This is a genomic window from Streptomyces sp. NPDC048507, assembly GCF_043199995.1.
Classification (GTDB): domain Bacteria; phylum Actinomycetota; class Actinomycetes; order Streptomycetales; family Streptomycetaceae; genus Streptomyces.
Genome location: NZ_JBICWZ010000002.1, coordinates 207,744 through 225,675, shown reverse-complemented (window position 1 = coordinate 225,675; position 17,932 = coordinate 207,744). Strand labels below are relative to the sequence as shown.

16 protein-coding genes are annotated in these 17,932 nt (G+C 72.9%); 10 read left to right on the top strand and 6 right to left on the bottom strand.

Going from position 1 to position 17,932, the window contains the following annotated elements; translation table 11 throughout:
- Position 1: 1 nt before the first annotated feature.
- The 6 genes from ACGFXC_RS06170 (at position 2) to ACGFXC_RS06145 (ending at position 6,521) form a co-directional block, all read left to right on the top strand.
- Positions 2-268 carry a response regulator transcription factor gene (locus tag ACGFXC_RS06170; protein ID WP_393710000.1) on the top strand — a complete coding sequence of 89 codons (267 nt, stop codon included), beginning with the start codon at positions 2-4 and terminating at the stop codon, positions 266-268.
- Positions 269-530: 262 nt separating this feature from the next.
- On the top strand, positions 531-1,529 hold the full coding sequence (locus ACGFXC_RS06165) for a methyltransferase (protein WP_393709998.1): 999 nt from the start codon (positions 531-533) through the stop codon (positions 1,527-1,529).
- Positions 1,526-2,116: a sugar O-acetyltransferase gene (locus ACGFXC_RS06160; protein WP_393709997.1), complete on the top strand. Its 591-nt coding sequence runs from the start codon at positions 1,526-1,528 to the stop codon at positions 2,114-2,116. The genes ACGFXC_RS06165 and ACGFXC_RS06160 overlap by 4 nt, the downstream gene beginning before the upstream one ends.
- 55 nt (positions 2,117-2,171) lie before the next feature.
- Positions 2,172-3,869 (top strand): glycoside hydrolase family 13 protein, encoded by a 1,698-nt coding sequence (locus ACGFXC_RS06155; RefSeq protein ID WP_393709995.1) that lies wholly within the window; start codon positions 2,172-2,174, stop codon positions 3,867-3,869.
- Positions 3,863-5,113, top strand: coding sequence for an ATP-grasp domain-containing protein (locus ACGFXC_RS06150; RefSeq protein WP_393709993.1), 1,251 nt, complete (start codon positions 3,863-3,865; stop codon positions 5,111-5,113). The genes ACGFXC_RS06155 and ACGFXC_RS06150 overlap by 7 nt, the downstream gene beginning before the upstream one ends.
- Before the next feature lie 301 nt (positions 5,114-5,414).
- Complete coding sequence (locus tag ACGFXC_RS06145) at positions 5,415-6,521, top strand: SagB family peptide dehydrogenase (RefSeq protein ID WP_393709991.1); 1,107 nt, start codon at positions 5,415-5,417, stop codon at positions 6,519-6,521.
- 10 nt (positions 6,522-6,531) lie between these two features.
- Here the strand turns inward: ACGFXC_RS06145 and ACGFXC_RS06140 are convergent, their stop codons facing one another.
- From ACGFXC_RS06140 to ACGFXC_RS06130, 3 genes are all read right to left on the bottom strand, one after another.
- Complete coding sequence (locus ACGFXC_RS06140) at positions 6,532-7,107, bottom strand: hypothetical protein (RefSeq protein ID WP_393709989.1); 576 nt, start codon at positions 7,105-7,107, stop codon at positions 6,532-6,534.
- Between the two features lie 195 nt (positions 7,108-7,302).
- Complete coding sequence (locus ACGFXC_RS06135; RefSeq protein ID WP_351825546.1) at positions 7,303-7,476, bottom strand: CsbD family protein; 174 nt, start codon at positions 7,474-7,476, stop codon at positions 7,303-7,305.
- Positions 7,477-7,545: 69 nt separating this feature from the next.
- Positions 7,546-8,901, bottom strand: a complete 1,356-nt coding sequence (locus tag ACGFXC_RS06130; RefSeq protein WP_393709987.1) for a DUF2252 domain-containing protein — start codon at positions 8,899-8,901, stop codon at positions 7,546-7,548.
- 157 nt (positions 8,902-9,058) lie between these two features.
- Here ACGFXC_RS06130 and ACGFXC_RS06125 point away from each other — a divergent pair, with 157 nt between their 5' ends.
- On the top strand, positions 9,059-9,376 hold the full coding sequence (locus ACGFXC_RS06125) for an SH3 domain-containing protein (protein WP_393709985.1): 318 nt from the start codon (positions 9,059-9,061) through the stop codon (positions 9,374-9,376).
- Positions 9,377-9,430: 54 nt separating this feature from the next.
- Here the strand turns inward: ACGFXC_RS06125 and ACGFXC_RS06120 are convergent, their stop codons facing one another.
- Positions 9,431-10,693 (bottom strand): aromatic acid exporter family protein, encoded by a 1,263-nt coding sequence (locus ACGFXC_RS06120; protein ID WP_393709983.1) that lies wholly within the window; start codon positions 10,691-10,693, stop codon positions 9,431-9,433.
- Between the two features lie 225 nt (positions 10,694-10,918).
- Between ACGFXC_RS06120 and ACGFXC_RS06115 the strand changes: the two genes are divergently transcribed.
- A complete protein-coding gene (locus ACGFXC_RS06115) occupies positions 10,919-11,884 on the top strand; it encodes an SMP-30/gluconolactonase/LRE family protein (RefSeq protein ID WP_393709981.1) in 966 nt (321 codons plus the stop codon).
- 44 nt (positions 11,885-11,928) lie between these two features.
- Here the strand turns inward: ACGFXC_RS06115 and ACGFXC_RS06110 are convergent, their stop codons facing one another.
- Entirely contained in the window at positions 11,929-12,435 is a 507-nt protein-coding gene (locus ACGFXC_RS06110) for a C40 family peptidase (protein WP_393709979.1), read from the bottom strand.
- A 421-nt stretch (positions 12,436-12,856) separates the two neighbouring features.
- Here ACGFXC_RS06110 and ACGFXC_RS06105 point away from each other — a divergent pair, with 421 nt between their 5' ends.
- Positions 12,857-13,240, top strand: a complete 384-nt coding sequence (locus tag ACGFXC_RS06105; RefSeq protein WP_393709977.1) for a PRC-barrel domain containing protein — start codon at positions 12,857-12,859, stop codon at positions 13,238-13,240.
- Positions 13,241-13,250: 10 nt separating this feature from the next.
- On the opposite strand, the gene ACGFXC_RS06100 is transcribed toward ACGFXC_RS06105, so the two are convergent.
- On the bottom strand, positions 13,251-14,210 hold the full coding sequence (locus ACGFXC_RS06100; protein WP_393709976.1) for a LysR family transcriptional regulator: 960 nt from the start codon (positions 14,208-14,210) through the stop codon (positions 13,251-13,253).
- 173 nt (positions 14,211-14,383) lie between these two features.
- On the opposite strand from ACGFXC_RS06100, the gene ACGFXC_RS06095 reads away from it, so the two are divergent.
- On the top strand, positions 14,384-17,863 hold the full coding sequence (locus ACGFXC_RS06095) for a M28 family peptidase (protein WP_393710909.1): 3,480 nt from the start codon (positions 14,384-14,386) through the stop codon (positions 17,861-17,863).
- The last annotated feature ends 69 nt before the right edge of the window (positions 17,864-17,932 follow it).

The following is a 17,932-nucleotide window of genomic DNA, read 5'->3' as shown; positions in this document are numbered from 1 at the left end:
GATGATCGAGAACATTCAGGAAACCGTCGCCATGCTGTCGCGGCGCGAACGCGAGGTCCTCGTCCACCTGGCCGGCGGTCACACCTACTGCACCATCGCCCGCCGCATGGGTCTGAGCGTCCACACCGTCGACACCTACCTGCGGCGCATCCGCGGGAAGACGGGCGCGACGACCCGCGTCCAGCTGGCCTTCCTGGCCATGTGCGCGGCGCAGCCGGCCGCCCCGGCGGCCCTGCCGGTCCCGGAATCACGTGACTTGGCCGCGTGAGGGAACCCCGGCAAAGTCATACCTGTCAGCAGCGAACGGAAAGCGAAAATCCGGAAGCCGCGGACGGCACGACCATCCTCATCCCACATGACGAAGGAGATTCCCATGAAGAAGATCGAGCTCGCCGCCAAGACCGTCCAGGCCCGCACCATCAAGATCCACTACCAGCGCTGATCCGCCGGTGACCGCGATCGGGGGCCGGGGCACCCGGCCCCCGATCGGCGGCACACGAGGTTTTCCGAGCACGAGGGAGGTTCCGGGCATGACTTCCGCACAACCGGTCGTCGATCTGATGTGGGCGCACTGGAAAACGAAGACCATGCTGAGCGCACTGGAGCTCGGAGTCTTCACCGAACTCGCCGACGGCCCCCTGGGAGCGGCGGAACTGGCCGGCCGCGCCGGAGTCCACGGCCGCGTCGCGGACGACTTCTTCGACGCGCTGGTGGCCCTCGGCCTCCTGGAGAAGCGGGCGGGGAACTACACGAACTCCCCGGCCTCCACGGAATACCTCGACCCCGCGAGACAACAGGCCTACCTCGGCGCCAGCTTCCTCGCGCGCAGCCCCGGCATGGCCGACGACCTCACCCGCGTCCTGCGCTCGGGCGAAGCCCTCGGTGGAGCCACCACCGGCCGGGACTACTACGCCTCCCTCTACGCGTCCGGCTCCGTACGCTCCTTCCAGCGCGACATGACGGCCCTGAGCATCGACTCCGCACGCGCCATAGCGGAGTCCTTCCCGTGGGAGCGGTACCGCTCGCTGGCCGACATCGGCTGCGCGGAAGGAGCCCTGTCCACCCGGGTCCTGCTGCGCCACCCCCACCTCACCGCGACCGGCTTCGACCTGGCGCCGACCCGGGAGGGATTCCTCGCCTATTCCGAGGGCCACGGGCTCGGCGCCCGGCAGACCTTCCGGGAGGGCGACTTCTTCACGGACGACCTGCCCCGCGCGGACGTCATCGTCCTCGGGCACGTCCTGCACAACTGGGGACTGGAGGAGAAGCGCCTCCTGCTGCGCAAGGCCTACGAAGCCCTGCCCCCGGGCGGTGCGGTCCTGGTCTACGAGACCCTCATCGACGACGAGCGGCGCGACAACGCCATCGGTCTGATCCTCAGCCTCATCATGCACATGGAAGTCCCGCAGGGCTTCGACTACACGGGCGCCGACTGCACCGGCTGGATGCGCGACTGCGGTTTCACCGACACCCGGGTCCAGCACCTGGCGGGCCCGGAGTCCATGGTCGTCGGCGTCAAGCCGCGATGACCGGGCACTCCGGGGACTCCGGCGGCACGATCGGCGCGGTGCGGGCCCGCATGGCCGCGGGAGAGCCCTACCTGGCGGGCGAACCGGCCCTGCGGCCCTACCGCAAGCGCTGCGAGGACCTCCTCGACCGCTTCAACGCCACCGCGCTGTCCGCCCAGCCCGAGCGGGACAAGATCCTGCGGGACCTGCTGGGCGGCGTGGGAAACGGAGTGCGGGTGGTGCCCCGGTTCCTGTGCGAGTTCGGGTTCTTCATCGAGATCGGGGACCGCTCCCGGATCAACTTCGACGCGGTCCTCCTCGACTGCGCGCCGATCACCATCGGCGCCGACGTCCGCATGGGACCCCGCTGCCAGCTGTACACCGCCAACCACCCCGAATCCGCGCAGTTGCGCCGCGGCGCGTGGGAGAGCGCGAAACCGATCACGATCGGCGACGGCGCCTGGCTCGGCGGCGGCGTCATCGTCCTGCCCGGCGTCACGATCGGTCCCGACACGGTCGTCGGGGCCGGCAGCGTCGTCACCAAGGACCTCCCGGCCGGCGTCGTCGCCGTGGGCAACCCGGCGCGCGTGGTCCGCTCCGCGGGCTGAGACCCGTACGTCCCGCCCTGTCAGATCCGGCCCCGGCGCGCAAAGGACAACGACGGTGCACGCAACCCGATCGCCACGGCGCCCGCGCGGCTGGTGGCGGCACGGCGTGGTCTACCAGGTCTACCCGCGCAGCTTCGCCGACGGCGACGGCGACGGCACGGGGGACCTGGCCGGGCTCCGGGCCCGGCTGCCCCACCTGGCCGCCCTCGGCGTCGACGCGCTCTGGATCACCCCCTGGTACCGCTCGCCGATGGCCGACGGCGGCTACGACGTCGCCGACTACCGGGACATCGACCCCGCGTTCGGCACCCTGGACGGGGCGGAGCGGCTCATCGCCGAGGCCCGTGCCCTGGACCTCGCCGTCGTCGTCGACATCGTCCCCAACCACCTGTCCGCGCGGCACCCGTGGTTCCTGGCCGCCCTCGCGGCCCCCGCGGGCAGCCCGGAGCGCGCCCGGTTCCACTTCCGGCCCGGCCGGGGGGAGTCGGGCGCACTGCCGCCCAACGACTGGCGTTCCGAGTTCGGCGGACCGGCCTGGACCAGGACCACCGACGCCGACGGGAAACCGGGGGAGTGGTACCTGCACCTCTTCACCCCCGACCAGCCGGACCTCGACTGGAACCACCCCGCCGTGCGCGCCGAGTTCGAGTCGGTGCTGCGCTTCTGGTTCGACCGCGGCGTCGCCGGGATCAGGGTCGATTCCGCGAACCTGCTGGCCAAGGACCCGGCCCTGCCCGACCTCGCCGCGGTGGCGGACGGATCCCCGCACCCGTACGTCGACCGCGAGGAACTGCACGACATCTACCGCGCGTGGCGCCGGATCGCCCGCTCCTACCCGGACGAGCGCGTCCTCATCGGCGAGATCTGGATCCGGGACGGGGCCCGGCTGGCCCGCTACCTGCGCGCCGACGAACTCCACGCCGCCTTCAACTTCGCGTTCCTCGCCAGCCCCTGGGAAGCGGACCGGATGCGGGAGACCATCGACGCCTCGCTCGCCACCGCCGACCGGGCCGGGGCCCCCGCGAGCTGGGTGCTGTGCAACCACGACGTCACCCGCACCGTCACCCGGTACGGCAGGGCCGACACCTCCTTCGACTTCGCCACCGTCGCCCCCGGCATCCCCACGGACCTCGCCCTCGGGACCCGGCGCGCCCGCGCGGCGGCCCTGCTCACCCTGGCCCTGCCCGGCTCCGTCTACCTCTACCAGGGCGAGGAGCTCGGGCTCCCCGAGGTGGAGGACCTGCCCCCGCACGCCCGCCGCGACCCGGTCCACTTCCGCTCGCACGGCGAGAACCCCGGCCGGGACGGCTGCCGCGTCCCGCTGCCCTGGTCCGGGCAGGAACCGCCCTACGGGTTCGGCCCCGCGGACACGCGGCCCTGGCTCCCGCAGCCCGGGAACTGGGCCCCGTACACCGTCGAGGCGCAGGAGGCGGACCCCGGCTCCCCGCTGTGGCTCTACCGCCGGGCCGTGGGCCTGCGCCGCTCCCTCGCCTCCCTGCGCGACGGGGCCTTCCGCTGGATCGAGGCCGCCGAGGACGTGCTCGCCTTCCGGCGCGGCGACGAGCTCGTCTGCGCGGTGAACTTCTCCGCCCGGCCACAGCCCCTGCCCGCCGGGCACACCGTCCTGATCTCCAGCGAACCCGCGGGCGACGGCACCCTCGCGGCGCACGCGGCCGCCTGGCTCGTCCCCTCCCCGCCCGCCGGTCCCGGCCGGCCGCGCGGCCACACCAGCACAGATGGGAACCCATGGTGACAAACGGTTACGTCGTCCTCGTCGACGCGAGCCCCACCTGCCGCTCCGGCGGTCTGGTCGGCGCCTTCGAAGCGTGCGGATACGCGTCCGTCCACGTACAGAGCACTCCCGTACGGCCGGAGTTCTACGCCTCGGTCGTGCCCACCGGCTTCGCGGCCGAAGTGGTCCACCACGGCGACGTGGAGGAGACCCTGCGCGCGCTCGCCCCCTACGCCCCGGTCGCGGTCGTCCCCGACAGCGAGTACGGGGTCGCCTTCGCGGACCTGCTGAGCGAACGGCTGGGGCTGGCGACGAACGGCACCGCGGGCAGCCTCGCCCGCCGCGACAAGTACGTGATGGTCGAGAAGATCAAGGCCGCCGGTCTGCGCGGAGCCCGCCAGCTCCTGATCGAGGACTCCGACCAGCTGGACGCCTGGCACCGCGAACTGGGCGGCAGGGTCGTGGTCAAACCCCTGAGCAGCGCGGGCAGCGACGGGATCCACTACTGCGACACCCCCGAACAGGCGGTGCGCGCCTACGAGTCACTGGTCGGCACCGACAACCTCTTCTCGGAACCCAACGACCGGGTCCTCGCCCAGGAGTACCTGGCCGGCCAGGAGTTCGCGGTCAACATGGTCAGCCGGGACGGCAAGCACCACGTGTGCGACATCTGGACCTCGACGCACATCACCGCCAACGGCGTCCTCGACCTCTGTGACGGCATGGTCCTGCTCCCGTACGAGGGCGAACGGGCCGACCTGATCGTCGCGTACTGCGAACGCGTACTGGACGCCCTGGACATCCGGCACGGGCCCGCCCACGTCCAGATCAAGCTGACCCCTTCCGGACCGTGCGTCATCGAGGTCGCGGCCCGCATGGGCGGCGGCAGCACCGCGCACTACGCGCGGACGGCGACCGGCGAGTCCCAGCTGAACTGGACGGCCGACGCGTACGTCCGCCCCGAACGGTTCCTGGCCCGCCACCGGGAGCGCTACCAGGTGGGGCAGTTCGTCGCCGGAGCGCCGATGATCTCGCCCGTCGAAGGCACCCTCAGGTCCTACCCGCGTCTGGAGGAGCTGAAGAAGCTGGAGAGCTTCGTCGGCGTACGGGAATTCGTGCGCGGCGGCGACCGGATCGTACCCACCGTCAACGACCTCACCTACCCGCTGCTCGTGGAACTGCGCCACGAGGTACTGGAAAGCGTGCTGCGCGACCTCGCCACCGTCCGCTATCTCGACGGGCGGGATTTCTACGACGTCGTCTGAGCCCGGCTCATCCGGCAACCGGTCCCGGAATCACGTGACTTGGCCGGCCGCCGCAACAACGGCAGCATGGTCATCAAGAACGGCGGAGGGAAAGGGAAAACCCCGAAAACCCCGAGCCGAAGCCCGAGCGGAATCCGAAAGAGAAGAAGGAGCATTCCATGAAGAAGATCGAGCTCTCCGCCCAGACCGTCCCGGCCCGCACCATCAAGATCCACTACCAGCGCTGACACGTCGAGAAGACCGGGCGGGGGCCGGTGCACCCGGCCCCCGGTCACCGGCCACCGGTCACCAAGGAGCCCCCATGCTGCTGCGCCGCGCGCACAACCTCCTCTGCTACTGGCGTGACGGCTCGTTCGTCATCCAGAACTACCTCGCCGGTACGGAGGTCTCGCTCGCGCCCATGGCGGCCGACATCCTCGCCGCCTTCACCGACTGGACGACCGCGGACGACGCCGTCGGGGAATTCCCGGACCACGACCCGGAATCCTTCCGCGCCGCCGTGGCCGAACTGCACTCCCTCGGATTCCTGCTCCCCGCAGCGGAGAGCGAACGCGACGTCCGGCTGGCCGAGCAGTGGGAAACCTGGTCGCCGGAGGCGGGCGCCCTGCACTTCTCCAGCAAGGACGCCGACTACACCGAATCCTCGGAGGTCAACGACGACTTCCGGGCCGGAAAGCGGCCCGCGCTGTTCAAGAACTACCCCTCCGCCGACCGGATCCTGCTGCCCCGGGCGCCCCTGGACGTGGACGCCGGCTTCGTCCGCACCCTCTACCAGCGCCGCACGCACCGCAGCTTCCAGCAGGTCGACCTGCCGCTCCCGGTGCTGTCGGGACTGCTCGCGATGGTGTTCGGCCCCAGCGAGTTCCTCGACGGGCAGGACTTCGGCGCCCTCATGAAGCGCACCAGCGCCGCCGGCGGCTCGCGCCAGGAAATGGAGGCGTACATCGGCGTCTTCGCGGTCGACGGCATCACCCCGGGCCTCTACCACTACAACGTCCTCGAACACTCGCTGGAGCTGCTGGACCCCGGCTTCACCCGGGAGCGGGCGGCGCACCTCAGCTTCGGCCAGGAGGCCGTCGCCGAGGCCGCGGTCACCGTGTTCGTGACGGCCGTGGTGGAGCGGATGAGCAGCAAGTACCGGGCGCCGCGCGCCTACCGGGTGATGCTGATGAACGCCGGACACCTCGGTCAGACCTTCGCCCTCACCGCCACCGCGCTGGGCCTGGGCCCCTTCCAGACGCTGGCCTTCCGCGACAGCGAACTCGAAGCCGCCCTCGGCGTGGACGGCATCGCCGAGACGGCCCTGTACGTCCTGGCCGCGGGGGTCCCCGCGGAGCGGGCGCAAGGGGCGGACACCGCCGGTCTGGACGCCTTCCGGCGCGCGGTGCTCCACCCCTCGCGGACGTGACCGGCGCGGCTCAGTCGCCGGTGTGGCAGACCCGGTTGAAGGAGCGGTTGGCCGCCTGGCTCCAGGCCCGCCAGTAGGCGTCACTGTGCTGCTGGCCGCTCTTGTCCGCGACCGGCTTCGTCGTGCAGCTGTTGGCCGCCGCGGCGGCGCCCGCCTGGGTGCCGGCCGCACGGCCCTGGGCGACGTCGCGCCGCGATCCGGGCTGGACCGGAGTGGTGTTCTGCGGGTTCTGCGGCTTCGGCGTGGCCGCCGTGCCGACCTTCTTGCAGTTCACGAAGATGAAGTTCTGGTCCTCGTTGGCCGCGAGGACCGTGTAGTCGACGTTCTTCTGGAAGCGCTGGACCCGGAAGGTCCCGTCCGGGCCGATCGCCAGGTCCACGGTGGATTCGCCGTCGTTGAGCTTGCGGGGTGCCGTGAAACCCTCACCGGTGATCGTCACGTACGTGTCGTTCGGTCCGGGCGTGACCGTACAGCTGGCGGCCGGCACCGCCGCGCCGGCGGCGGGCGCGAGGACGACGGTGCCACCGCAGGCGACCGAGGAGACGAGCAGGGACGTGACCACGGCGCGTCGGGTGCGTCGGTACATGAGGGTGCTCCCGTCGGATGTCGAGGGGGAGGAAGAGCGGGCCGCATCCGCGGTGCCCGCCCCTTCCACTCTCCCCCGGCCGTCACGGCGTGTCGACCGGGGGAGAGGCGCCCGCTCGCACGCGCGCCGTGGCCCCGCCACCCTGCGGCGGCGGGACCACGGCGCGGTGCCCGGACCAGGGCCGGGACATCGGCATCAGTGCTTGAAGATGTCCTTCATCTTCTCCTTGGCCTGGCGGGCGTCGCCCTTGGCCTGCTCGGCGCGGCCCTCGGCCGTCAGGCGCTCGTTGCCCACGGCGCGGCCGGCCGTCTCCTTGAGCTTGCCCTTGGCCTGCTCGGCCTTGGCCTTGCCCTTCTCGTTCTTCGCCACGGCTGATCACTCCCTGCGGACGGGGACAACGTATGCCCCTCGTCTGACCGGGATCCGCCCGCGCAAACGTCAGCGGGACCGCCGGGCTCCGTGCGCGGGCACCGGGCTGTCGGTCAGGGCCGCCGTCAGCGCGGCGTGGTCGGCGAGGGTGAGGTCCGCGTAGCCCAGCGCGAACCGGCCCACGGCCCGGTCGAAGGAGTCCCCGGCACCCAGGTAGCCGGCGATGGCGATCCGGTCGCCGGTCCGGGCGTGCGCGCGGGCCAGGGTCCGGCCGCACAGGCGCGCGTACTCCTCCAGCAGCCCCGGATCCATGCCGGTGACATCGGCGGAGCCCTTCATGTCGCGCAGCTGCCGCCAGTAGAACTGCCGGCCTCCCGGGCCGGTGGCCCAGCCGAGGAAGATGTCGCCCGTCGCCTGGAGCAGCCGCTGCCCGGCCACCACCCGGTGCCCGGCGTGCCGGTGCCGGGACGCCCCCGCGTACGGCTCCAGCACCGCCGCTCCGGCCTCCTTGATCTGGAGGAACAGCGGGTCGCCCGCGTCCCGCCCGGTCAGCAGCACCACGAAGCAACGCGTTCCCACACTGCCGACGCCCACCACCTTGCGGGCCACGTCCACCACCTGGAACCGGTCCATCAGCCGGCGCCGCTCCTCCGGGAGGGAGTCCCGGTAGTCGGCGAACACCTGCCGCACCGTCGTGGCGTCCAGCTCCCCGACCGGCTCCAGCAGCGGCGGATCGCGGCGGATCCGCAGCCGGCCGTCCACCACCTCCGCCAGCTTCCCCAGCGCCTGCAGACTGGTCCGCCGCCGGGCCCGCTCCAGGGCGGCCGCGACCCGCTCGCGGTTGCGGCGCCGCACCAGCGGCAGCACCTCCGCGCTGTCCACCCGCTCGTACCAGACGGCGAGTTCGCCCAGTCCGGCCAGCCTGCGCAGCGTCCGCCGGTAGGCGGCCGCGGCCGCCTCCGCGGCCCGCAGGGCGTCCGCGTCACCGTGGCCGTTGGCCCGGGCGGCGACGGCCACGCTCGCCGCCAGCCGTTTGACGTCCCACTCGAAGGGGCCGGGCAGCGTCTCGTCGAAGTCGTTCAGATCGAACAGCAGGGAGCGTTCCGGCGAGGCGAACAGCCCGAAGTTCAGCAGGTGGGCGTCCCCGCACAGCTGTACCTCCAGTCCGGTGTGCTCGTCCGCCCCCAGGTCGGCGGCCATCACGGCAGCCGCACCGCGCAGGAACGGAAAGGGTCCCGCGGCCATCCGGGCGTACCGCAGGGGCAGCAGCTCCGCCACCCTGCCCGCGCCCTGCGCCGCCAGGACCGCGAGCGGGTCGGCCCGCGCGTCCGGCGCCGGCGTACGGGCGTGGGCCGAACGGGGCAGCCGCTTGCGCTGCGCCCGGCCGTGCCGGGACCGCTCGTCGGGGGAGGCGGGCGCGTCCATCCTCCACTCATATCACCGGCTCCGGACGTCCGCCGATCGGGCGACCGTGCGGTGTGCCGAACGGCCGAACGGGCGCGGGCGGCGCAGGGTCGTTGTCGGCGCCGTGTCCGGCGCCCGGAACACGCGCCGCGGTGGCCGCGGAGATGGGGAGAGGCAGATGCGCATGCTCAGGAGGATCGCGTGGTCGGGATCGGCGGCCGTCGCCGCGGTCGCGCTCTTCGCGGGGACCGCGCTGGCGACGTCCACGCCCGCCGACGGCCTGGTCGTGAGCCACACGGGGCTCAAGGTCCGCGCGCACGCCAACACCGGCGCCAAGGTGGTCGGGACGCTCGACCCGTGGCAGAAGGTCAAGCTGGCCTGCCAGACCGAGTCCGTGTGGGTGGAGGGCAACGACATCTGGTACCGGCTGTCCGGCCGTCCCGGCTGGGTGTCGGCGCGCTACGTACACAACTACACCGTCGTCCGCTGGTGCTGATCCCCGCCTGATTCCCGGCTGACACAGCGGCCCGGCCCGGGCCGGGGGGCTTCGTCAGACGCTCTCCCGCTCCCGCCGCGCTGCGCGCTCCGCGTCCCCGCCGGACCGGCCGCGGGGGGCGCGGCGCCGCAGCCGGGCCGCGCGGCGCAGCCACGGATGGCGCTCGCGCCGGGCGCGCGCGTGCCGGTCCAGCTCCTCCAGCAGCCGCTCCGAACGCTTGTCGACGCTGAGCTCGTCCAGCACCCGGTCGGCCTCCGCCAGCAACGCCCCGTACAGCTGCCACTTCCCGGGATGACGGGTGATCTCGCCGGGCAGCAGCGCCGCCAGCCGGTCGCGGCTCTGCCGGGCGGTGTCGAGCTCCCGGATCAGCAGGGCCTCGGCCTCCTCCGCGTTCGAGCTGACCTGCGCCGTGATCAGACGGGCGAAGGCCTCCACGGCCGCGGCGGTGTGTCCGTACAGCTCGCGCAGGGCGTCGGCGACCGGGGGCGGAAAGGGCTGCTCGTCGCCGCGCCGGGTCTTGGCCAGGTCGGTGAGCGTGCGGCAGGAGACGCGCAGCACCACCGCGCAGATCTCCAGGGTGTCCAGACCGGTGCGCAGCACGAGCCGGAAGAGCAGGCCCTCGCGGACCCTGGGGTTCAGCCGCAGGCTGTCCTCGGCCTGCCGCAGTGCGGCGTCGACGTCCGCGATGTCGTTGTCGAGCCGCCGCGCCTCGTGCAGCCGGGCCGCGGCCTGCTCGACGGTGGTCGGCCCGCCGGCCTCGCCGCCGATGTGCAGCAGCAGGGTGCTCATGCGGGAGGCGAGGTCGGTGAGGGAGTCGCCGGCGGGCCCGATCCAGACCGGCGGGGCCAGCAGCAGGTTGAAGGCGAGGCCGACGGCCGCGCCGATCAGCGTTTCGAGGACCCGGTCCCAGGCGGTGTCCGCCACCTGGGTCACGCCGAGGACGAGCATGGCGCTGATCGCCACCTCGGGAACGAACTCGCCCGCCCGCACCAGCCGCCCCACCACGAGGGAGGCCAGGATGATCAGGCCCAGGCTCCACCAGGTCAGCCCGACCAGGGCGCTGAATCCGATCGCGATCAGCACCCCGGCGACGACGGCGTTCACGCGCCGGACACCGGTCGTGAGCGTGGAGTACAGCGTCACCTGGACGACGAGCAGCGCGGTCAGCGGCGCGGTGAGCGGCGCCGGCTCGCTGCTGAGCCGGAGCGCCACCACGTAGGAGACGACGGCCGCGGCGGTCGAGCGCAGTGCCTGGACGACGGCCGGCTCCCGGTGGCGGCGTACGAGTTTCAGTGCGGCGGCATGTGCTGGTGTCATGCCCGGCGCCTGCCCCGGCGGGCGCGGATTCATCACCCCCGGGGGCCCGGGAGCCGCCTTCCGGCTCCCCCGCCACGGTGGCGGTGGCCTGCGGCAGGGGCTCGCGGGGCCGCTTCCGGCCGTATCCGTGGCCGGTCCGCGCACGGCGGGCCGCGGGGGTGGCCCGGGCCGGGCCGGCAGGCCGATACTGCGCCGGGCACAGGGCCCGATCACGGAGGGGGACCGATGAAGCAGACCCGGAAGTTCCGCAGCGCCCCGCGCGGGCCGCGCGGGGCCGTGGTGGTGGCCGCCGTCCTGGCGGCGGTGGTGGCGACGGTGTGCGCGCCGGGCGCCGCTCAGGCGGCTCCGGCCTGCGCGGACACCGCCGCGGGCGCGCCCGTGGAGGTGGCCCGGATCCCGGACTGGGCCGAGTCGATCGCCGTCGACCGGCGGGGCCGGATGTTCGTGACGGCGTACTACACCGGCCGGATCTACCGGATCGACGCCCCCGGCGCCGACCCCGTCGCCCTCACCGGCGGCGTGGGCGCCAACGGCGGGATCGTCGTGCGCGGGGACGGCACGCTCCTGGCCGGCACCGGGAACGACCTCGCGCACTCCCTGACCGGCGGCCTGTTCCCGGTGTCGGAGCTGCTGCTGGTCGACCCCGATTCCGGCCGGGTCCGTACGTACGCCTCCGGGCTCGGCGGCATCGACGGCGTCGCGCTCGCCCCCGACGGCACGGTCTACACGACCACCCTGGGCGGGCGGACCATCGGCCGCGTCACCCCGGACGGGCGGGTCGACCCCGCCTGGGCCCGGCTGGGGGAGCCCAACGGGATCGCCGTGTCGCCGGACGGCTCCGAGGTCTACGTCGTGCAGACCACGGTGGCTCCCGGCCTGTACCGGATCCCGGTCGCGGATCCGGCGCACCCGGTGCGGTGGATCCCGGCCGCGCCCCGGGACGCCCTGGCCCTGCCCGACGGGCTCACGCTCGACGGGCTCGGACGCCCGCTGATCGCCACCCACGCCTCGGGGCAGGTCTGGCGGGCCGAGTCGGGGAGCCTGTGCGCCGTGGAAACGGGGCTGCACCTGTCCACCCAGGTCACCTACGGACACGGTGACCGGGGCTTCTCGGCGGGCCGGCTCTACCGGGCGGGCGTCGACGGCAGGATCTACGAGGTCCCCGCGGGCTTCGACCCCGCGGGGAGGTAGCGGGGCGCCGGGCGGCGGACCGGGGCCGCCGCCCGGCGGTGGGATCACGAGGCGCGGCCGTAACGGACGTTGCCGCTCCAGATCCGTTCGAGCCGGACACGGGTGCCGGGCCGGGGGGCGTGCCAGATCTTGTCGTCACCGGCGTAGATGCCGACGTGCCCCATGGTCGAACCGTCGGGGAAGAAGACCAGGTCGCCCGGGGCCCGTTTGTCCCGTGGGATGTGGTCGGTGTCCTCGTACTGCTGCTCGGCGGTGCGGGGCAGGTCGCGGCCGGCCTGACGGAAGGAGTAGAGCGTCAGGCCGGAGCAGTCGAAGCGCGCGGGGCCGCTCGCACCGTGCGCGTACGGGGCGCCCTCCTTGGACGCCGCCACGGCCACGGCCCGGGCGCCGTAGGACGAGGCGGCTTCGGCGGGGGCGGCCGGTCCGGCGACGCTCGCGCCGGTCAGCAGGAGGAGGAGCAGGAGGGCGCGGGGAAGGCGGGAGCCGGGAGGGCGGCTGACGGGCCGGTGCGTCGTGCGAAAACTACGGGAGTCGGTCCTGGATGCGGGCATCGGGGTACCTCCGCGTTCGGGTTCGGGCAGCGGTCGGTCTCGTACCTGGTGAGGTCGTCCTGCTTTCGGTGACGGAGGATCCTGGGTCTGACGGCCGACCAGTTTTCTCCGATGCCCCACGCGTTTCACCCTTGGGGCACGGCCCGTGCCGTATCGGTTCTGCAAAATGTCCGCGAAGCAATGGGAAAATCCCCGCGCATCGGCGTGCACCTCGCGGCGCGGCGGCGGGGGCACGATGCGCGGGCGCACATTCCTGGTATCGTCCCGGCCCCGTCTGCGGCCCCACCCCGCGCGACGGCCCCGACGGGCCCGGCGGGCGGCACGTGTGAACCGCGTGGGGGCGGGGCACACGACGACGCAGACGGGCGGACGGCGGCGGCCCGCGCCGCCGCCCGCCACCGACCGGAGGAGCTGCGTTCACGTGACCGGACATGTGTGGAGCTACAAGTCGCCGGCGGGCCGCAGGGACGGCCTCGACCTGACCGGATTCAAGGTGGAGGCCACCGACGGGAGCGTCGGCAAGGTCGACGCGCACAACGACGAGGCGGGCGACGCCTACCTCGTCGTCGACACCGGGGTGTGGATCTTCGGCAAGGAGGTCCTCCTTCCCGCGAGCACCGTCGTGAGCGTCGATGCCGAAGCCCGCACGGTCTTCGTCGACCGCACCCGGGCCCAGATCAAGGCGGCCCCCCTCTTCATCCGCGAGAACCACCTCACCGACCCCCGCTACCGCGAACAGCTGGGCGCCTACTACGGCTACGGCGTCCACGGCACGGGCGGCCCCACCGGCGGCCGCGTGATCTGACGCCGCCGGGTCAGTCGAGGGCCGGGTGGAGCTCCGGGTGGTCGTTCCACCAGGCCTCGTGGAAGGGGTGGTTGCCCACGTTGGCCACGTACGCACGGGCCGCCGCGCGGTAGAGGAGTTCCGCCTGGCGGCCCGAGAGCGCCGCCCGGTTCCAGGCGAGCCGGATCCGGCCGGTGACCGGTGACCCGGCCAGCGGACGCATCACCGTACCCGCGACGGCCGGGGCGGTGGGCTGGCTCAGGGAGACGGCCCGGCCCGCGGCGATGAGGTCGTAGTGCAGCTTCCGGTCGGTGATCCGGTAGCGCAGCAGCGGGCTGAACCCGGCCTTCGCGCAGGCGGCCACCAGGGCCTCCGGCCCCCCGTCGTCGTCCTCCACCAACGTCATCCACGGCTCGCCCGCGAGATCGGTGAGGTCGATCCGGTCCAGCGCGGCCAGCGGGTGCCGCGCCGAGAGCCGGATGCAGAACGGTTCCTTCGGAATCAGGGTCCGCGCCAGGACCCCCTGCGGGAGCGGCACCTCGTGGTCGTTGACCTCCCCGAAGACGATGGCGTCGTAGCGGCCGGCGCCCAGCATCCGCGACAGCGCGGTCACCGAGTCCTCCAGGTCCACGGTGATCTCCCGCCCCGACATGGCCAGGTCCGTCTCGGCCAGCAGCCCGTCGAGCAGCACGAGCAGGATGCAGCCGAGCCGCAGCGGGGCCCCCGGGGCGAGGGCGCGGGCCTCGGCGCCGAGCGCGTCCATCTCGCTGAGCACCCGGCGCGCCTTGGCCAGGACGAACTGCCCGAGCGCCGTGGGCTGCACGCCGGCCCGGCCGCGTACGAAGAGTTCGCCGCCGGTGACCGCCTCGATGCGGCGCAACTGCGCCGACAGGGCGGGCTGGGACACCCCGAGCCGACGCGCCGCGCCCCCCAGACTGCCCGCCTCCGCGATCCGGCAGAGGGCTTGCAGGTGCCTCAACTCCAGCTGCATCCGGGCAGCGTACGCAGCCTCCCGCCACCGCACCATAACCCGGACCTTATGCCTGCCGGGATGTCCCTATCCCGTCATGTCCACGCCCATACTCGGCGGCGAACGAGCCCACACCCCCCCCACGAACGGAGTGGACGTTGCCCCCCACCAGATGGACGGCGAGCGTGGCGGCCATGGCGCTGACCGCGAGCCTCGCCGGCGCCCTGACCGGGACGGCCTCGGCCGCCCAGCCGCAGCGCCCGCCCGGAGCGGCCGCGCAGGACACCCCCGCCGCGCGCGCCGTCGCCGCGGCCGACCGGGCCGTCGCCAGCGGCCTCGACTCCCTGGTCAACTCCTCGCAGGAGCAGTACGAACGCCGACTCGTCACCCCGTGGATCAATGACCTCTACTCGGTCGCCTACGAGCGCAGCTACCGCGGCATCCCCGTCGTCGGCGCGGACGCCGTCGTCCTCGCCGACGGCGCCGGCAAGGTCCGCGCCGTGCAGTCCGCCTCCTCCGTCCGCATCGACGTCGCGACCCGCCCCACGGTCAGCGCCAAGGACGCCGAGTCCACCGCCCGGACCCGGCTCGCCAAGGTCGACGGGGCGCAGGGCGGCCGCCTCGTGGTCCGCCTCAAGGACGACAAGCCGGTCCTGGCCTGGGAGACCGTCCTGACCGGACGGACCGACAAGGCGCCCAGCAGGCTGCACGTCTTCGTGGACGCCCGCACCGGAGCCGTCGTCGACACCTACGACGACGTGGTCGCCGGCACCGGCAACAGCAAGTGGAACGGCCCCGGCCCGGTCACCATCGACACCACCGCGTCCGGGTCCACCTACACCCTGCGCGACCCGAACCGCACCGGCCTGAGCTGCGCCGACTACAGCTCGGGCAGCGTCTTCTCGAAATCCTCCGACGCCTGGGGCACCGGCAACCCCACGAGCAAGGAGACCGGCTGCGTCGACCTGATGTTCGCCGCCCAGAAGCAGTGGGACATGCTGGGCCAGTGGCTGGGCCGCAACGGCGTCAGCGGCAACGGACGCAGCTTCCCCGGCAAGGTCGGCCTCAGCGACCTCAACGCCTACTGGGACGGCAGTTCGGTCACCATCGGGCACAACAGCGCCAACGAGTGGATCGCCGGCATCGACGTCGTGGCCCACGAGTACGGGCACGCCATCGACTCCAACACCCCCGGCGGCACCAGCGGCCAGGAAGCCGGCCTCGGCGAGGGCACCGGCGACATCTTCGGCGCCCTGACGGAGGCGTACGTCAACGAGCCGTCCCCGTACGACACCCCCGACTACACCGTCGGCGAGGTCATCAACCTCCAGGGCCGGGGCCCGATCCGCAACATGTACAACCCGCCGGCCGTCAACAACGACCCGGCCTGCTACAGCTCCGCCATACCCGGCACCGAGGTGCACGCCGCCGCGGGCCCGCTCAACCACTGGTTCTACCTGCTCGCCGAAGGCACCAACCCCGGCGGCGGCAAGCCCTCCAGCAGCACCTGCAACCAGAGCACCCTGACCGGCGTCGGCATCCAGAACGCCGGAAAGATCTTCTACGGCGGCATGCTGCTCAAGACCAGCAGCATGTCCTACAAGAAGTACCGCACCGCCACCCTGAGCTCCGCCAAGTCCCTGGACACCACCTGCGACCTGTTCACCAGGACCAAGGCCGCCTGGGACGCCATCAGCGTCCCCGCCCAGAGCGGCGACCCCACCTGCACCCCCAGCGGCCAGAACGGCGACTTCACCCTCGCCCTGAACCCGTCCGGCGGCACCGTCCAGCAGGGCGCCTCCGTCACCACCACGGTGGCCACCGCCACCTCCACCGGCAACGCCCAGCAGGTCACCCTCAGCGCCAGCGGCCTGCCGGCCGGGGTGAGCGCCTCCTTCAACCCGGCGACCGTGCAGTCCGGCCAGTCCTCCGTGCTGACCCTGACCGCCACCGCCAACGCGGCGCCCGGCGCCTCCACCGTCGTCGTCAAGGGACAGGGCGCCACCCTCTCCCACACCGTCGACTACGCGCTCAACGTCGGCGGGACCACACCCGGCACCGACCCGCCGGACATCGACGTCGCCGCCGTACGGGCGCACCTGACGCAGCTGAACACCATCGCCTCCCAGAACGGCGGCAACCGGCGCGCGGGCAGCGGCGGCCACACCCAGTCGCTGGCCTACATCAAGGGCAAGCTGACGGCCGCCGGCTACACCGTCACCGAGCAGAACTGCTCCTCCTGCACCTACCCGTCCAACAACCTCATCGCGGACTGGCCCGGCGGACCCGCGGACCAGACGGTCATGTTCGGCGCCCACCTCGACAGCGTCTCGGCCGGCCCCGGCATCAACGACAACGGCTCCGGCTCCGCGACGCTGCTGGAGAACGCCCTCGTCCTCGCCCAGAAGAACCCGGCGATGACCAAGCACGTCCGCTTCGCCTGGTGGACGGACGAGGAACAGGGCCTCAACGGCTCCAAGTTCTACGTCAACCAGCTCAGCAGCGCCCAGCGCAGCGCCATCAAGGCCTACTACAACTTCGACATGGTCGGCTCGACCAACGGCGGCTACTTCATCAACAACGTCAACTCCGCGGCCGCCGCCCCCCTGAAGGCCTACTGGACCTCCCTGAACCTCGCCCCCGAGGAGAACACCGAGGGCCAGGGCCGCAGCGACGACTACTCCTTCCAGCAGGCCGGCATCGCCACCTCCGGCTACGCGGCCGGCGCCAGCGCCCGCAAGACCGCACAGCAGGCCACCAAGTGGGGCGGCACCGCGAACGCCGCCTACGACTCCTGCTACCACAGCGCCTGCGACACCACGAACAACATCAGCGCCACCGTCCTCGACCGCAGCGCCGACGGCGTCGCGTACACGGTGTGGAAGCAGGCCGTCGGCGGGGAGGCTCCCGCCCAGGACTTCTCCCTCGCCACCAGCCCCGCCGCGGGCAGCGCCGCCCCCGGCGGCTCCACCACCGCCACCGTCAGCACCGCCACCGTCAGCGGCGCCGCCCAGACCGTCGCCCTGTCCGTCTCCGGCGCCCCGGCCGGGGTGAGCGCCTCGCTCAGCCCGTCCTCCGTGCAGTCCGGCGGCTCCGCCACCCTGTCCGTCCAGGTCGGCGCGAGCACCGCGCCCGGCACCTACACCCTGACGGTCACCGGCTCCGGCACCGTCAGCCACACCACCACCTACACCCTGACCGTCACCGGCGGGGGCGGCACCTGCACCCCGCGCCAGGTCGTCGCCAACGGCGGCTTCGAGAACGGCAGCAGCCCGTGGAACGCGACCGCGGGCGTCATCACCAACCAGGCCGGTGAGGTCGCGCACTCCGGCTCCTACATGGCCTGGCTCAACGGCTGGGGATCCTCCCACACCGACAGCGCCGCGCAGTCCCTGGCGGTTCCGGCCGGCTGCTCCTCGTACCGGCTCTCGTTCTTCCTGCACATCGACACCGACGAGACGGAGAACGTGGTCTACGACCGCTTCACCGTGTCGGTCGGCGGCCAGACCCTGGAGACCCTCTCCAACGTCGACGCCAACGCCGGATACGTGCAGAAGTCCTACGACCTCTCCCGGTTCGCCGGGCAGACCGTCACCCTGCAGTTCCTCGGTACGGAGGACCAGTCGCTGCAGACCTCCTACGTCGTGGACGACGTGACCCTCCAGGTGAGCTGAGCCCCCGCCCGGCCACCGGCCCGCCCGGCCCCCCCACGGGGAGGCCGGGCGGGCCAGCGTCCGGGGCTG

Bases quoted from the DNA above. Each gene is read 5' to 3' on its own strand.
- ACGFXC_RS06150 (WP_393709993.1), top strand. From the start codon at position 3,863: ATGGTGACAAACGGTTACGTCGTCCTCGTCGACGCGAGCCCCACCTGC.
- ACGFXC_RS06100 (WP_393709976.1), bottom strand. From the start codon at position 14,210: ATGCAGCTGGAGTTGAGGCACCTGCAAGCCCTCTGCCGGATCGCGGAG.
- ACGFXC_RS06125 (WP_393709985.1), top strand. From the start codon at position 9,059: ATGCGCATGCTCAGGAGGATCGCGTGGTCGGGATCGGCGGCCGTCGCC.
- ACGFXC_RS06145 (WP_393709991.1), top strand. From the start codon at position 5,415: ATGCTGCTGCGCCGCGCGCACAACCTCCTCTGCTACTGGCGTGACGGC.
- ACGFXC_RS06115 (WP_393709981.1), top strand. From the start codon at position 10,919: ATGAAGCAGACCCGGAAGTTCCGCAGCGCCCCGCGCGGGCCGCGCGGG.
- ACGFXC_RS06160 (WP_393709997.1), top strand. From the start codon at position 1,526: ATGACCGGGCACTCCGGGGACTCCGGCGGCACGATCGGCGCGGTGCGG.
- ACGFXC_RS06095 (WP_393710909.1), top strand. From the start codon at position 14,384: ATGGCGCTGACCGCGAGCCTCGCCGGCGCCCTGACCGGGACGGCCTCG.
- ACGFXC_RS06110 (WP_393709979.1), bottom strand. From the start codon at position 12,435: ATGCCCGCATCCAGGACCGACTCCCGTAGTTTTCGCACGACGCACCGG.
- ACGFXC_RS06120 (WP_393709983.1), bottom strand. From the start codon at position 10,693: ATGACACCAGCACATGCCGCCGCACTGAAACTCGTACGCCGCCACCGG.
- ACGFXC_RS06130 (WP_393709987.1), bottom strand. From the start codon at position 8,901: ATGGACGCGCCCGCCTCCCCCGACGAGCGGTCCCGGCACGGCCGGGCG.
- ACGFXC_RS06165 (WP_393709998.1), top strand. From the start codon at position 531: ATGACTTCCGCACAACCGGTCGTCGATCTGATGTGGGCGCACTGGAAA.
- ACGFXC_RS06140 (WP_393709989.1), bottom strand. From the start codon at position 7,107: ATGTACCGACGCACCCGACGCGCCGTGGTCACGTCCCTGCTCGTCTCC.
- ACGFXC_RS06170 (WP_393710000.1), top strand. From the start codon at position 2: ATGATCGAGAACATTCAGGAAACCGTCGCCATGCTGTCGCGGCGCGAA.